Annotated in this window: 15 protein-coding genes; 2 read left to right on the plus strand and 13 right to left on the minus strand. The window is 70.3% G+C overall.

Annotated elements, in window-relative coordinates; genetic code table 11:
- Window positions 1-41: 41 nt before the first annotated feature.
- Complete coding sequence (gene mnmA, locus ACF08N_RS17130) at window positions 42-1,163, minus strand: tRNA 2-thiouridine(34) synthase MnmA (protein ID WP_392325433.1); 1,122 nt, start codon at window positions 1,161-1,163, stop codon at window positions 42-44.
- A 60-nt stretch (window positions 1,164-1,223) separates the two neighbouring features.
- On the opposite strand from mnmA, the gene ACF08N_RS17135 reads away from it, so the two are divergent.
- Window positions 1,224-1,895 carry an N-acetylmuramoyl-L-alanine amidase gene (locus tag ACF08N_RS17135; protein WP_392325434.1) on the plus strand — a complete coding sequence of 224 codons (672 nt, stop codon included), beginning with the start codon at window positions 1,224-1,226 and terminating at the stop codon, window positions 1,893-1,895.
- A gap of 217 nt (window positions 1,896-2,112) precedes the next feature.
- On the opposite strand, the gene ACF08N_RS17140 is transcribed toward ACF08N_RS17135, so the two are convergent.
- The 3 genes from ACF08N_RS17140 to ACF08N_RS17150 form a co-directional block, all read right to left on the minus strand.
- Entirely contained in the window at window positions 2,113-3,276 is a 1,164-nt protein-coding gene (locus tag ACF08N_RS17140) for a cysteine desulfurase family protein (protein WP_392325435.1), read from the minus strand.
- 138 nt (window positions 3,277-3,414) lie between these two features.
- Window positions 3,415-3,687 carry a DUF4190 domain-containing protein gene (locus ACF08N_RS17145; RefSeq protein ID WP_392325436.1) on the minus strand — a complete coding sequence of 91 codons (273 nt, stop codon included), beginning with the start codon at window positions 3,685-3,687 and terminating at the stop codon, window positions 3,415-3,417.
- Between the two features lie 32 nt (window positions 3,688-3,719).
- Window positions 3,720-3,872: a hypothetical protein gene (locus ACF08N_RS17150; protein WP_392325437.1), complete on the minus strand. Its 153-nt coding sequence runs from the start codon at window positions 3,870-3,872 to the stop codon at window positions 3,720-3,722.
- Between the two features lie 94 nt (window positions 3,873-3,966).
- On the opposite strand from ACF08N_RS17150, the gene ACF08N_RS17155 reads away from it, so the two are divergent.
- Window positions 3,967-4,581, plus strand: a complete 615-nt coding sequence (locus ACF08N_RS17155) for a TetR family transcriptional regulator (protein ID WP_392325438.1) — start codon at window positions 3,967-3,969, stop codon at window positions 4,579-4,581.
- 99 nt (window positions 4,582-4,680) lie between these two features.
- Here the strand turns inward: ACF08N_RS17155 and ACF08N_RS17160 are convergent, their stop codons facing one another.
- The 9 genes from ACF08N_RS17160 to ACF08N_RS17200 all read right to left on the minus strand — a co-directional run bounded on the left by ACF08N_RS17160 (window position 4,681) and on the right by ACF08N_RS17200 (window position 14,880).
- Window positions 4,681-5,535 (minus strand): thioesterase family protein, encoded by an 855-nt coding sequence (locus ACF08N_RS17160; RefSeq protein ID WP_392325439.1) that lies wholly within the window; start codon window positions 5,533-5,535, stop codon window positions 4,681-4,683.
- A 22-nt stretch (window positions 5,536-5,557) separates the two neighbouring features.
- A complete protein-coding gene (locus ACF08N_RS17165) occupies window positions 5,558-6,229 on the minus strand; it encodes a trimeric intracellular cation channel family protein (protein ID WP_392325440.1) in 672 nt (223 codons plus the stop codon).
- Between the two features lie 42 nt (window positions 6,230-6,271).
- Window positions 6,272-7,609 (minus strand): dipeptide ABC transporter ATP-binding protein, encoded by a 1,338-nt coding sequence (locus ACF08N_RS17170; RefSeq protein ID WP_392325694.1) that lies wholly within the window; start codon window positions 7,607-7,609, stop codon window positions 6,272-6,274.
- Window positions 7,610-7,620: 11 nt separating this feature from the next.
- Window positions 7,621-8,745 (minus strand): ABC transporter ATP-binding protein, encoded by a 1,125-nt coding sequence (locus ACF08N_RS17175; protein WP_392325441.1) that lies wholly within the window; start codon window positions 8,743-8,745, stop codon window positions 7,621-7,623.
- Window positions 8,742-9,740 carry an ABC transporter permease gene (locus tag ACF08N_RS17180; protein WP_392325442.1) on the minus strand — a complete coding sequence of 333 codons (999 nt, stop codon included), beginning with the start codon at window positions 9,738-9,740 and terminating at the stop codon, window positions 8,742-8,744. Before ACF08N_RS17180 ends, ACF08N_RS17175 begins: the two co-directional genes overlap by 4 nt.
- Window positions 9,741-9,871: 131 nt before the next feature.
- Window positions 9,872-11,647, minus strand: a complete 1,776-nt coding sequence (locus tag ACF08N_RS17185; RefSeq protein WP_392325443.1) for an ABC transporter substrate-binding protein — start codon at window positions 11,645-11,647, stop codon at window positions 9,872-9,874.
- A gap of 131 nt (window positions 11,648-11,778) precedes the next feature.
- Window positions 11,779-12,777 carry an ABC transporter permease gene (locus ACF08N_RS17190; protein WP_392325444.1) on the minus strand — a complete coding sequence of 333 codons (999 nt, stop codon included), beginning with the start codon at window positions 12,775-12,777 and terminating at the stop codon, window positions 11,779-11,781.
- 415 nt (window positions 12,778-13,192) lie between these two features.
- A complete protein-coding gene (locus tag ACF08N_RS17195; protein WP_392325445.1) occupies window positions 13,193-13,981 on the minus strand; it encodes an enhanced serine sensitivity protein SseB C-terminal domain-containing protein in 789 nt (262 codons plus the stop codon).
- A gap of 119 nt (window positions 13,982-14,100) precedes the next feature.
- Entirely contained in the window at window positions 14,101-14,880 is a 780-nt protein-coding gene (locus tag ACF08N_RS17200) for an enhanced serine sensitivity protein SseB (protein ID WP_392325446.1), read from the minus strand.
- Window positions 14,881-15,022: the final 142 nt, after the last annotated feature.

Here is a 15,022-nt window from a genome sequence, read left to right on the forward strand (position 1 = left end):
GCGTCCCGGTCAGGTCCTCTTGAGGACCGGCGGCAGCCGGGTCAGGCGACCGCGGCCGCCCGCCGCGTCGTCGCGATCGTCGCCGAGCCGACCACGCGCGTCCCGTCGTAGAGCACGATCGCCTGGCCGGGCGCGACCGCGCGGACCGGCTCGGCGAAGGTGACGTGGAGCTCGCCGTCCACCAGCTCCGCCGTGGCCTTCGTCTCCCCGCCGTGTGCGCGCAGCTGCGCGGTGTACGTCCCCGGGCCCTCGGGGGCCGCGCCGCACCAGCGGGGCTTGATCGCGGTCAGGGCGGTGACGTCCAGTGCCTCGGCCGGGCCGACCGTGACCGTGTTGTTCACCGGGGAGATGTCCAGCACGTAGCGCGGCTTGCCGTCCGGAGCGGGGTGGCCGATGCGCAGGCCCTTGCGCTGGCCGATCGTGAAGCCGAACGCGCCGTCGTGGCTGCCCAGCCGGTTGCCGGACTCGTCGACGATGTCGCCCTCCGCCGTGCCGAGGCGGTTCGCCAGGAAGCCCTGGGTGTCGCCGTCGGCGATGAAGCAGATGTCGTGGCTGTCGGGCTTCTTCGCGACCGCGAGCCCGCGCCGCTCGGCCTCGGCCCGGATCTCGTCCTTGGTGGTGAGCGTGTCGCCGAGCGGGAACATCGCGTGGGCGAGCTGCTTCTCGTCCAGGACACCGAGCACATAGGACTGGTCCTTGGCCATGTCGCTCGCGCGATGCAGCTCACGGGTGCCGTCCTCCTTGAGGACGACGGTGGCGTAGTGGCCGGTGCACACGGCGTCGAAGCCGAGCGCGAGCGCCTTGTCGAGCAGCGCGGCGAACTTGATCTTCTCGTTGCACCGCAGGCACGGGTTGGGCGTGCGGCCGGCCTCGTACTCGGCGATGAAGTCCTCGACCACGTCCTCGCGGAAGCGCTCGGCGAGGTCCCACACGTAGAACGGGATGCCGATCACGTCCGCGGCGCGGCGGGCGTCGCGCGAGTCCTCGATGGTGCAGCAGCCGCGGGCGCCCGTGCGGAACGACTGCGGGTTCGCGGAGAGCGCCAGGTGGACCCCGGTGACATCGTGCCCTGCCTCGGCGGCGCGGGCGGCGGCGACAGCGGAGTCCACACCGCCGGACATGGCGGCGAGCACACGGAGGGGGCGCGGGGAAGTCTCAGTCATAGCTCTACCAGAGTACGGGCCCCGGGAACCGATGACTCATGAGTATGCGTTGTGGTCGGCATGGGGAGCGAGAAGAAGCACGGCAAGCGCAAGAGCGGCGTGAGCCGGCGGGCCGTGCTGATCGGGGGCGGGGCCGCTGTCGTCGGCGGCGGGGTGGTGGCCGGCGAGGAGATACGCCGTATCTGGCGCGGCATGCCGTGGGTGCGGACACCGCGCAAGGCGGGGGAGATCGACCACGCGGGGGCGCAGTGGATCGCGGCGAACGCGGCGAACTGGCGGCTGGCCGACCGCCCCGACGACTACACGATCGACCGCGTGATCATCCATGTCGTCCAGGGCAGCTATCCGACGGCGCTGAAGGTCTTCAAGGATCCGCTCCACGGGGCGGCGACGCACTATGTCGTGCGCAAGGACGGTCATGTGGCGCAGATGATCCGCGAGCTGGACGTCGCCTACCACGCGGGCAACCGCTCGTTCAACGAGCGCAGCATCGGCATCGAGCACGAGGGCTTCGTGGACCGGCCGCAGGATTTCACGGACGCGATGTACCGCGCGTCCGCGCGGCTGACGGCGGACATCTGCGCGCGGTACGCGATACCCGTCGACCGCGAGCACATCATCGGTCACATCGAGGTCCCGGGCACGGACCACACGGACCCGGGCCCGCACTGGGACTGGACGCGCTACATGAAGCTGGTGCGGGAGGCGGCGGCCTCCCAGGGCACCGCCTGACAGCACGGGCTCACAGCACGGCTAGGGTCTTTCGTTTGGATCAGGCCGGATCAGTGAGCGGGGTCTGGTGCGTGCGATCGCAAGGCGGAGGAGGGAGACAATGGCGGAGCCATGGCGACCGACGACAACGCGGCGTGGGGGCACCTCCCGTGCCCGAAGGGCTACGGGGGAGTGCATGCCAGGGCCCGCGAGCCCGGCATGATCCAAACGAGAGGCCCTAGCTGAGTCCTGCCGTACGGGCCCGTTCGACCGCGGGTCCGATCGCCTGGGCCACCGCGTCCACGTCGGGCTTCGTGGAGGTGTGGCCGAGGCTGAAGCGCAGGGTTCCGCGGGCCAGGTCCGGATCGGTGCCGGTGGCGAGCAGTACGTGGCTGGGCTGGGCGATGCCCGCGGTGCAGGCGGAGCCCGTGGAGCAGGCGATGCCCTGTGCGTCCAGCAGCAGGAGCAGGGAGTCGCCCTCGCAGCCGGGGAAGGTGAAGTGGGCGTTCGCCGGCAGCCGGTCGACCGGGTCGCCGCCGAGGATTGCGTCCGGCACGGCCTCGCGCACCGCACGGACCAGCTCGTCGCGCAGTGCGCCGATGTCGCGGGCGAAGTCGGCGCGGCGCTCGGCGGCCAGCCGTCCGGCGACGGCGAAGGACGCGATGGCGGGGGCGTCGAGCGTGCCGGACCGCACATGGCGCTCCTGGCCGCCGCCGTGCAGTACGGGAACCGGGCTGTACTCGCGGCCCAGCAGCAGCGCGCCGATGCCGTACGGGCCGCCGATCTTGTGGGCGGAGACGGTCATCGCGGCGAGCCCCGACGCGGCGAAGTCGACGTCGAGCTGGCCGACGGCCTGTACGGCGTCGGCGTGCAGCGGTACGTCGAACTCACGGGCCACCGCGGCCAGTTCGGCGACGGGGAAGACCGTGCCGATCTCGTTGTTGGCCCACATCACGGTGGCCAGCGCGACGTCGTCGGGATTGCGCGCGATCGCCTCGCGCAGCGCCTCGGGGTGGACCCTGCCGTACGCGTCGACCGGCAGGTACTCGACGGTCGCGCCCTCGTGCCCGGCCAGCCAGTCGACGGCGTCGAGGACGGCGTGGTGCTCGACGGGGCTGGCGAGGACGCGGGTCCTCGCCGGGTCGGCGTCGCGCCTCGACCAGTACAGGCCCTTGACGGCGAGGTTGTCGGCCTCGGTGCCGCCGGAGGTGAAGACGACTTCGCTGGGCCGCGCGCCGAGGGCCTCGGCGAGCGTCTCGCGTGCCTCCTCGACGGTGCGGCGGGCCCGGCGCCCGGCGGCGTGCAGCGCGGAGGCGTTGCCGGTGACGGCGAGGTTGGCGGTCATCGCCTCGACCGCCTCCGGCAGCATCGGAGTGGTCGCGGCGTGGTCGAGGTATGCCATGGTGGCCTCGATTCTACGAGGCTCCGCGGGGGCGCGGCTGCGGCGCAGGGGTGCACGGTCGTCCGGCGTGCGCCCGCGGCGGGGACGGGGGGCGGCTCTCCCCCGGCGAGGCCCGTACGGCGGTCCCCCGATCGCGGCTCAGGCGCCGAAGCCCCAGACGACCGATCCGTTCACCGTCACGAGGACGGCGAGGACCACGAGGTCGGCGATCCCCAGCGCGAGGCCGAGGATCGCGCGGCCGCGGCGCCCGGTGCCGCGCAGCAGGGCGAGCGCCGCGAGCACGACGGCCGTGGGGCCGAGCACGATGTTCATCACGAGCAGCCCGACGAGGCCGAGCACGAAGGCGGCGACGGCCATGCCGTCGGCGTCCTTGCGGCGCTCCTGCATGCGTGCGGGCGTGGCGAGTTGCATGACGTTCTTCTCCTTCCGGGGCCGGTGCGGGGTCAGTCGCGGCGGGTGCGCCGCTCGCGCACGGCGAAGACGAGCAGCCAGCAGCCGATGACGGCGGCGGCCACGAGCGAGGCGGAGGTGGGGAGTTGGACCACGGCGCCCAGCATCACGCCCATGAGCAGGAGTGCTGCGACGAGGACTGTCACGGTCGTCCTTTCGGTGAACTTTGAGAGTACGACTGTTCACTGACTCATCAGTCTACTGTTTCGCTCCCCGGAGAACGGTTGTTTACTGAATGTCATGAGTCACACCGTCGGCGTCCGCCAGGCCCAGAAGCAGAAGACCCGTCAGGCCCTTCTCGACGCGGCGCTGGGGCTGCTGGAGGAGCAGAGCCTGAGCAGCCTGGGGCTGCGCGAGGTCACCCGGGCGGTGGGGGTCGCGCCGACTGCGTTCTACCGGCATTTCCGGGACATGGCGGACCTCGGCGTCGCGCTCGTGGAGGAGACGCTCGGCAGCCTCCACGCGACGATCGCGGAGGCCCTGACCGAACCGGTGGACGCAGCACGCATCGATCGTGCGGTGGCACTGATCGCCGGCCTGGTGCGTACGTCGCCGGCGCATGTGCGCTTCGTCGCGCGCGAACGCCACGGCGGTGTCGCGCCGGTGCGGGAGGCGATAGCCGAGCAGTTGCGGCGGTTCGCGGACGAGGTGGCGGCGGTGTTCGCGCGGGACGAGGGGGCTGAGGGTTGGAGCGAGGACGACCTGCACATGCTCGCGGGGATGTACGTCGATCACATGGTGATGACGGCGTCGTCGTTCCTGGATGCGGGGCCGGAGGGCGAGGAGCGCGTGAGCGAGCTGGCGCGGAGGCGGTTGAGGCTGGTGAGCCTCGGGAGGGCGCACTGGCTGGACTGAGGGGCCGGCCCGCAGGGAGCCGCCCGGAAACGGCGCAGCGCCCGTGAGGACAGCCTCACGGGCGCGCGCATCACGTCCGGGGGTCGGTGCCCCCGAGCGTCAGGTGCGGGGGGCCTTGGCGAGTTGGCGGGACTGGGCCACCAGGCGGTCCGCGGAGTCCCAGACCTCCGCGTCCTCCTCCAGGAACCCGCCCGCCAGGTTGCGCGTCGTGATCGACACGCGCAGCGGGCCCGGCGCCGGGCGGCAGCGCACATGCGTCGTCAGCTCCACGGTCGGCGTCCAGCCCGTCAGGCCCAGCTCGAACGACGTCGGCGGCAGCGCGTCCACCGTCAGCAGCAGCGACAGCGGGTCCGCGTCACGCCCGTCCGCCAGCGCGAACCAGCCCCGCATCTCACCCTTGCCCGACGGCGCGCCGATCGCCCAGCCCACCGTCGCCGGGTCCAGCCTGATGTCCAGGCGCTCGGTGATCGCCGAGCTGCCGGGGATGGGCGCCGGCCCGTCCGCGGGGCCGAGGCAGTGCTCCATCGGCGGGATCGCCGGCGGCTTCGCGGAGGTGCGCACATCGTCCGGGAGCGCGTCCAGGTCGCCGTAGGAGGCGAGCACCCGGATGCGCTCCACCTCCGTGCCGTCCTCCTCGAACTGCACGAGGGACGCCTGACCGGTGGACAGCGTGCGGCCGGTACGGATCACCTCGGTACGGATCACCGCCGGACCCGGCCGGGATGCCGTCAGGTAGTGCGCCGAGACCGTGAACGGGTCCGGGTGCGGCAGCGCGTCACCGAGCGCGCGGCCCAGCATGGCCAGCAGATAGCCGCCGTTCACGGCATGGATGATCGTCCAGCCCGCCGAGAGCTCCGCGTCGTAGACGCCCGTCTCGCGCAGGGTGACCGCCGTGTCGCGGTCGAACTCGCTGTCCCCGACGGCCGCCCGGACCGTCTGCGCTGCCTCTGCCATGCCGGTACCGTACAACAAACAATTACTGAGCGGTAGCTTTTTCCTCGGTCGCCTCCGACCTCCGGTTCCATGCCCGCGGCGCCCGCCAGTGGAACCGCATGGCCAGCAGCCGCAGCACGAAGGCGGTCATCACCGCGAGCCCGCTCGTGGCGGCGTTCAGTACGTCGAACTGGATGCACAGCACCACCATCGTGGCGCCCACCATCGCGGGCACGGCGTACAGATCGCGGTCCCAGCGCAGCAGCGACGGCACCTCGTTGGCGAGCACGTCGCGCAGCACACCGCCGCCGACCGCCGTGGCCAGCCCGAGCGCGGCGGAGGAGGTGAGCCCGAGTCCGTACTCGTACGCCTTGGTCGTGCCGGCCACGCAGAACAGCCCGAGACCCGCCGCGTCGAAGACGTTGACGCCGACCTGGATGCGCTCCACGTGCGGGTGCAGGAAGAAGACGATGACCGTGGCCACCAGGGGCATCAGGAAGTACCCGAGATCGGTGAAGGCCGCGGGCGGCACGGCCCCGATGACCAGGTCACGCAGCAGCCCTCCGCCCAGCGCCGTGACCTCGGCGAGCACGGCGATGCCGAACACGTCGAAGTTCTTTCGTACGGCGAGCAGCGCCCCGGAGATCGCGAAGACGAAGATTCCGATGAGATCGAGCGCGTGCTGGACGGAGGGCGTGAACAGTTCTTGGAACACCGGACGATTGTGCCGTGTCCGGCGACCGGGTTCTGTGCCGCGCTATTCCTTGCGGCCGCCCTCCGACTCCTCGGGCCCGTCGCCCTCGGCTCCCGGGGCCGCCTCGGCGGGCGTGTCGGCGGAGGCGTCGTCGGCCGGCGTCTCGGCGTCGTCGTCCGCGGAGGCCGGGCTGTCGGCGTCGGCCTCGGGGGCCACGTCCTCCTCAGAGGCAGCCGCCTCAGGAGCCGCCTCGTCCGGCGTAGCCGCGTCCTCCTCCGGGGCCGCCTCCGACTTCGGCGTCGTCGTCACTATCTCGATCGCGTCGCGGGCCGACGCCAGCGCCACGTCCTCCGGTGCCTGGTCCGGCGCGTTCTCCGGGTGGTGGCACGCCACCTGCTGGCCCGGCCCCAGCGCGAGCAGCGGCGGCTCCTGCTCCTTGCAGATCTCCGTCGCCTTCCAGCACCGCGTGTGGAAACGGCAGCCGGTCGGCGGCGAGATCGGCGACGGGACGTCGCCCTTGAGCAGGATGCGCTCGCTCTTCGCACCGCGGCGGCGCGGGTCCGGCACGGGCACCGCGGAAAGCAGCGCCTTGGTGTACGGGTGCATCGGCCTCTCGTACAGCGACTTCCGGTCCGCGAGCTCGACGATCTTGCCGAGGTACATCACCGCGATGCGGTCCGACACGTGCCGGATCACCGACAGGTCGTGGGCGATGATCACGTACGTGAGGCCCAGTTCGTCCTGGAGGTCGTCCAGCAGGTTGACCACCTGCGCCTGGATCGACACGTCCAGCGCGGAGACCGGCTCGTCCGCGACGACGAGCTTCGGCTTGAGCGCGAGCGCACGCGCGATGCCGATGCGCTGGCGCTGGCCGCCGGAGAACTCGTGCGGATAGCGGTTGTAGTGCTCGGGGTTGAGGCCGACGAGCTCCAGCAGCCGCTGGACCTCCTTCTTCACGCCGCCCTCGGGCTGTACGCCCTGGAGCTTGAAGGGAGCCGAGACGATCGTGCCGATCGTGTGCCGCGGGTTCAGCGAGGAGTACGGGTCCTGGAAGATCATCTGCACGTCGCGGCGCAGCGGGCGCATCTTGCCCACGCCCAGGTGCGTGATGTCGTGCCCCTGGAACTCGATGCGTCCACCGGTCGGTTCGAGCAGCCGCGTGATCAGCCGGCCCATGGTCGACTTGCCGCAGCCGGACTCGCCGACCACGCCCAGCGTCTCGCCCGGCCGGACGTCGAAGCTCAGCCCGTCGACGGCCTGGACGGCTCCGACCTGGCGCCGCAGCAGCCCCTTCCTGATGGGGAAGTGCTTGACCAGGCCCTCGACCTTGAGCAGCGCCTCGGGCGAGGACGGTGAGGCAGGTGAGGACGGTTCGGTGACCGTCTGCTCCGGGATCGTCACGTCGTTCTCACTCACAGCTTGGGCGCAATCTCTTCGGTCCAGATCCGCGTCCGCTCCTCCTGCGACATGTGGCAGGCCGAGAAGTGCCGGCTGCCGACCTGGCTGAGTTCGGGGCGGACGGTGCGCGTCAGGTTGTCCTTGGGCACATCGGCGTACGGACAGCGGGGGTTGAAGGCGCAGCCCTCGGGGATGTTGATGAGGCTGGGCGGGGAGCCCTTGACCGGGATGAGCCGGTCGGTCTGGTCCCGGTCGATGCGCGGCATCGAGCCCAGAAGACCCCAGGTGTAGGGGTGCTGGGGCTCGTAGAAGACCTGCTCGGCGGGGCCGCGCTCGACGCACCGGCCGCCGTACATCACGAGGATGTCGTCGGCGAGCTCGGCGACGACGCCCAGGTCGTGGGTGATGATGATGACCGCGGAGCCGAACTCCTTCTGCAGGTCCCTGATCAGGTCGAGGATCTGCGCCTGGACGGTGACGTCCAGTGCGGTCGTCGGCTCGTCGGCGATCAGCAGCTCGGGGTTGTTGACGAGTGCCATGGCGATCATCGCGCGCTGGCGCATGCCGCCGGAGAACTCGTGCGGGTAGCTGTCGACGCGCTTGTCCGGCTGGGGGATGCCGACCCGGTCGAGCATCTCGATCGCGCGCCTGCGGGCGGTCTTCTTGTCGACGTCGTGGTGGACCAGGTACGCCTCGGTGATCTGGCGCCCGATCGTGTAGTACGGGTGCAGGGCCGACAGCGGGTCCTGGAAGATCATCGCCATGTCGCGGCCGCGCAGCCGGCGCACCTCGTCCGGGTCCGCGTTCAGCAGCTCCTTGCCGTCCAGCCAGACCTCGCCGGAGATCTGTGCCCGGCGCCGCCCGTACTGGCCGGCCGTGTGGAGGCCGAGGATGCCGAGCGAGGTGACGGACTTGCCGGAGCCGGACTCGCCGACGATGCCGAGCGTCTTGCCCTTCTCCAGCTGGAAGCTGAGGCCGTCGACGGACTTGACCAGGCCGTCGTCGGTGGGGAAGTGGACCTTGAGGTCGCGCACCTCCAGGAAGGCGGTGGGCGCGGGCGAGCCGGCCGCGGCCGGCTCCCCCAGTGCGGTGCCCGTTGCGACGAGGTCTTCGTTGCTGGGCTTGCTCAGGTCGGTCATCCGATCCTCACTCGCGGGTCGACGACGGCGTACAGAAGGTCGACGAGGAGATTCGCGACGCAGATGAACAGCGCCGCGAACAGCGTGACGCCGAGAATGAGGGGAAGGTCCTTGGAGTTGATCGCCTCGATCGCGAGCTGGCCGAGACCCGGCAGGTTGTACGTGCTCTCGGTGAGCACCGCTCCGCCCAGCAGTGCGCCGAGGTCAAGGCCCAGCAGGGTCACGACCGGGGTCCAGGTCGAGCGCATCGCGTGCCGCCCGATGACGGTCTTCTCCTTCAGGCCCTTGGCGCGGGCCGTACGGATGTAGTCCTCGCCCATGATCTCGAGCATGGTGGCCCGGGTGAGGCGGGCGTACATCGCCGCGTAGAGGAAGGCCAGCGTGATCCACGGGAGGATCAGCGTCTGGAACCACTGGGCCGGGTCCTCCTCCAGCGGCGCGAACTCCCCGCTGACCCAGTCGAGCTGGTAGCTGAAGATCGCGAGCGAGAGCAGACCCGTGAAGTAGATGGGGAGCGAGACGCCGGCCAGTGCGACGGTCATCGCGCCGCGGTCCCAGATGCTGCCCCGGCGCAGTGCGGAGACGACACCCGCCGAGACACCGCCGATGATCCACAGCAGGCACGCGCCCGCGGCGAGCGACAGGGTGACCGGGATCGCCTCGGACAGCAGCGGCCACACCTCCTGCTCGGTGCGGAACGAGTAGCCGAAGCACGGGGCCGGGCAGTGGGTGACGTCCGCGCCGTTGGTGTAGTCCCGACCGGCGAACAGGCCCTGCACGAAGTGCCAGAACTGCACCAGGACCGGGTCGCTGAGCCCCAGCTTCTGGCGGATGCCCTCGATCGATGCGGGGTCGGTCTGCTTGCCCGCGAAGAGGTACGCGGGGTCGGAGCCGGCCCACTTCGGGAGCACGAAGAAGATGACGAAGGTCGTCAGGGTCACGACCAACAGCATCATGGCGACGGCGAACAATCGCCGGATGACGTAAGCAAGCACTGTGCGCGGCCCGGCGGCGGCCCGGAGATCCCCGGATTACGGGGTCCCCGGGCCGCCGCCCGAGGCCATCACCTGCCCTTCGGGACTGGCGGGTTGGGCGATGGTGGGGTGGGACTCGTCACGAGGACGGGTTACTTGACGACGCCCAGGGAGACGTAGTCGTAACGGCCGTTGTACGCCGCGGTGGAGTAGGCGTTCGTCAGCCGCGAGCTGCGCCAGGTGAAGTTCTTCTCGTAGATGAACGGCATCTGGACGGCGAGGTCCGCGACCGCGTGGTTCATCTGCTTGTAGATCTCGCCGGCCTTCTCGGGGTCGGTCTCCTTCAGAGCGTCGTCGAAGAACTTGTTGATCTTCGGGTCGTTCGTCTCGGAGACGTTGTAGTTGCCGTTCGGCGCGATGAAGCGGCCGTCGACGAGCGGCTGGGAGAAGCCCTGGCCGGTCGGGAAGTCCGGGCCCCAGCCCGTCATGACCAGACCCAGACCGCGCTTCTTCACAACGGCCGGCGAACCGGTGATGGAGGAGGACTCGGCGCCGTCGATCGGCTCGACCTCGGCCTTGATGCCGACCGCCTGGAGCGACTGCTGGAGCGCCTCGGCCGTCTGGACCTCACCCGGGTTGTTGCTGCGGGCGCTGATGACGGTGGAGAAGCCCTCCGGCTTGCCGCACTTCTTCAGCGCTTCCTTGGCCTTGGCGACGTCCGGCTTGCCGTCCCGGGCGAGGATGCCGTACGGGTCGTAGTCGTCCGCGCCCTTGATGGACTTGGGCAGCATGTTGGTGGCGATCTCGCCACCGGCGTCCGGGCCGCCGCGGACCGTCTGCATCGACTTGTAGTCGGCGGCGTAGATGACGGCCTTGCGGCACTCGATGTTGTCGAACGGCGCGACCTTGGTGGCGATGTCGACGTACCGGATGAAGCTGGTCTCGATGTTGTCGACGTTGTCCTTGTGCTGCTTGAGCGCCGTGGTGCGGCCCGACTGGGACATACCTGTGGCGTTCAGGTCGACGTCGTACTCGCCCTTGATGAGCAGCTGGTCGATCGCCTCGATGTTGGAGTTGATCGTGACCGTGATCTTGTCCGGCAGGGCGGCGCGGATCGGGTCCGAGGACTTCTGCCACTTGTCGTTGCGGACGAGGACGGCGCCCTTCTTGGGCGTGTACGACTCGAACTTGTACGGGCCGGAGGAGAACGGCTTCAGCTGGTACTTGGCCGCCGTGTCCTTCTCCTTCTTCACCGGGGAACCGGCCGGCATGGCGAGCATCTGCTCGAAGTCACCGTTGGGCGTCGCCAGGTTGAAGACGATGGTCTTGTCGTCCGGGGTCTGGATGGCCTTCAGGCCGAGCTTGTCCGGGGACGAGTCCTTGTAGGGGCCCTTGTACTCGCCCTTGGGGTCGAGGACCTGGCGCAGGTAGGACGGGCCGCCGGTGATGACGTCCGTGGCCCAGATGCGCTCGATGCCGTACTTGATGTCCTTGGAGGTGATCGGCGTGCCGTCCTCCCAGGTGATCCCGTCGCGCAGCTCGTACGTGTACGTCTTGCCGCCGTTGGTGACCTTGCCCATGCCCTTGGCGAGGTCCGGGACCAGCTCGGCGCCGGCCGGGCCCGGCTTCGGGGCGTAGGAGACCAGCTGGCGCGCGTAGAAGCGGGAGAAGTCCCAGGCCATGCCGTAGTACTGGCGCTGCGGGTCGGTGGAGTCGAAGTCCTGCTTGCCGATGAACTTCAGCGTGCCGCCCTTTTTGTCGGACGCGTTGGCGATGCCCTTGACCGCGGCGTTGTAGCCCGCGGCCTTTCCGCCGTTGCTCTTGTCCTTGGAACCACCGCCACCGCACGCCGCGGTGGCCGTGAGGGCGGCGACGACCAGCGCCGCGCCGGCGATCCGCCGGGTCCTCGACGAACGAAGGGGAGTCATTGTTCCTGCAACCTCCGGGTTAGCGCGGTTCTTGGCGGAACGCCGGGGAACCATCGGTGAGCCGCCTGACCTCTGTGGCAGGGGCACGTTCGGTTGTCTGCGGCCGGACGGCGCCGCGGGGTCGGTGGCTGTCAACGGGTGCCCTTGGGGTCCAGCGCGTCCCGCACGCCGTCGCCGAAGAGGTTGAAGGCCAGCACCGTCACGAAGATCGCCAGACCCGGTACGACCATGAAGGTCGGGTCGGACTGGTAGGTGTCCACCGCCGTGGAGAGCATCTGCCCCCAGGAGGCGGTCGGCGGCTTCACACCTGCCCCGAGGAAGCTGAGCGCCGCCTCGGTGAGGATGTTCGTGGGGATCATCAGGGTGGTGTAGACGGTGATCGGGGCGACCAGGTTGGGCAGCAGTTCCTTGAACAGCACGTACCGCCGGCCGGCGCCGAGGCTGCGGGCCGCCTCCACGTACTCCTTCTCCCGCAGCGACAGCGTCTGGCCGCGCACGATACGGCCCACATAGGGCCAGCCGAAGAAGCCGATGACGGCGACGAGGATGGCGATGCGGACGTTGCTGCCGGTCAGTCCGAGCAGGTCGTTGGGGAGCACCGAGACCAGGGAGATGATGAAGAGCAGCTGCGGGAAGGCCAGCAGCATGTCCATCACCCGGCTGATGACCGAGTCGACCCAGCCGCCGAAGTAGCCGGCGACGATGCCGAAGACGGTGCCGAGCATCACCGCGACGAGAGCGGCGAGGAACGCGACGAGCAGGGAGATCCGGGCGCCGTAGACGATCCGGCTGAAGACGTCGCGGCCGTTGCCGGGCTCAACTCCGAGGAGGAATTCGGAGCTGATGCCTCCGAAGGCTTCCTTGGGGGTTCCGAACAGCGGGTCGATCTGGTCCTGGTGGAACTCGTTCGGCGGGTGGCCCAGCAGGCTGACGATCAACGGCGCGAAGATCGCCACCAGTACGAGGAAGATGACGACGACGCCGCCGGCCAGGGCCAGCTTGTCCCGCTTGAGACGGGACCAGGCGATCTGTCGCAGTGACCGACCCTCGACCGACTTCTTGACTACATCCGCCGCGACACCGGCGGTCGCGTCCGCGTCCGTGGCGGTGTCGTGCAATGGTGCCGTCATCGTGGTGGGGACCCCTCTCGGCCGGAGGTGACCGGCCCGTACCCGCCGCTGTAGCGGCATTGTTCACAACATGTGGTGCACGTGGTGCTCTTGGTACGAGAAGTACGTGTGAAGCGCGCCGTACACGGGGGCGAATCTCCCCTTGCTGCGGGAGTCTTCAACGCCGTCGCGATCACCCGCCAGACCCGGCGGGGAATGTTTGCTCAAACGTGATGCATGACAGAGGGTTCCGTTATACGGACGGTGCCGACGGCTCAGCGGAACGCCATCCGCCTTCCAGCGGACAAAAGTTGAGAGAGTTTCACCAGGTGGACAACGCCGCTGCAAACGACCGAAGGGGCGGATGAGGGGATTCGCTCCTGGCAATCAAAGGCGGCCGTCGGGAAACTGCCGTGCAAACAGACAGCCGAAATGGTCAGCGGGCGCCGACCGGTGGGTACCCGTAGCCGCCGGCCGGCTGGGCGCCGCCGTGCGCCTCGCGGTCGTAGAAGGGCCGGGCGTTCGCCCGCATCCACATCGTCACCGGGTCGTACTCGTCGGACATCGCGACCGTGGAGACCGGCAGCCCGTCCGGGACCGCACCGATCGACTGCTGCATCATCGCCCGCGCCGCGTCGACCGCCTGCGCTCCGGTGTCGTACAGATCGAGCCCGATGGCGAGGTACGCGGCCCCCACCGCCGGCTGCACCCAGGCACGGCGCAGCGACCGCACGGCGGGCGTGCGGTGCGCGTTCTGCGTGAGCAGGGCGTAGAACTGGAGGATCTCGACGGCGGGGTCCGACAGCCGCAGCGGGCCCGCGGGCATCCGGTCGAGTCCGGTGGCGATACGGCGCAGATCCAGCCAGGGGATGCCCACACCGCCGCCCGGGGCGTGCGGATTGAGCCAGATGCCCCATCGCTCGGGGTACAGGGCGCGGGCGATGTCCCGGCCTGTGACGACCTCGTGGGCGCGGCTCCAGCCGGAGACGGCGAGCTCCTGGGGCGAGGTCACGCACGGCGCATAGCCGACGCCGTCGACCTCCATGTTCCCGTACTGCGCGTCGGGGGAGCCGGGGCGGCCGTGCCACAGCAGCATCCAGATCCGGCCGCCGGTGGGGTCGGCGAGGGCGTGCAGCAGTGCCTCGTACGCGTCGTAGTGCCCGGGAGTCACCTGGCGCAGCATGTGCTCGACCTGCCCGGTCGCCGCGGTGCCTGACGCGCTCACCCTGGATTCCGCCCCTCTTCGATCCGTACCCGTGCCCGAGTGGTCCGTCCCTGTGTCAGGGGACCTCCGGCCAGGTCATCAAACCAGCTTAAGCGGCCGTCCTGGCACCGGCTTGACTTCTACACGTGATGTCGTTGGTAGAAGGGGCGCACGCGCTCCAGCATCCAGTCGCCGACGGGGTCCTGCGCGACATCCAGAAGGACGAGGTTCACGGGCCACGGCACTTGGACACGGCCGAGGGCGCGGCCGAGCGCGTCCATGGGCGCGTCGCGGTCGGCACCCTCCCAGGAGGAGAGCTGGACGCCGACGAACAGGGTCGGCGCGTCGCCCTCGACGGAGGCGAGCGCCCGGCGCGCGGTGAGCACGACACCGACGGCCTCGAACTCGCCGGCCGCGGCGGCGAGGAAGTCGACGGGCTCCTCCTGCCAGTCCGGCTCGAAGAGCCGCACCCGGCCGCCGGACGCGGCCCCTCCCCCATAGCCTTCGGCATGGGAGGTACCTCCATGCGGCGTGCGCCCCACGCGGCACAGTTCGGCGACGGCGGGCGGCGGCAGGGGGGCGCCGACGGGGCCGCCCGGGTTCACGGCGATGCCGAGCTGCGGGGGCAGACCACGGGCGAACTCGCGGGCGGGGGCCACGGTGAACGACATGTGAGAACCCACGACGGCGAGGAACTGCTGCTCGGAGCTGAAGACGGGGACGTAGGCGGCGCCGTCGATCTCCATGGTGGGCAGGTCGAGGCCGGCGCTGTCTGGCCCGCCGCCGTTGGGAAGGGGAACCCAGACGCTGCTTCGCCCGAGCACCTCGACGATGCGGGCGCCGGCGGAGGGGGCGCCGAGGGATGCGGCGAGGACCTCCTCCAGCTCGTTCCCGGGCCAGCCGCGGTACGGATACTCCATGCGCTCGTCTCTTCCTCCCCGGGGCGGGACCCCGGCGCCTGCGTGGTCGCGGCGACGACGATAGTGGCCGGGGGGCGGGGCGCGCTGCGCGGGGGCCTTTCCCCACCCCGCCCTCCCCCTACGGCCTGGCGGCCGTAGGAGG

It is taken from the genome of Streptomyces sp. NPDC015127 (assembly GCF_043080095.1).
In the GTDB taxonomy this organism is placed as follows: Bacteria; Actinomycetota; Actinomycetes; order Streptomycetales; family Streptomycetaceae; genus Streptomyces.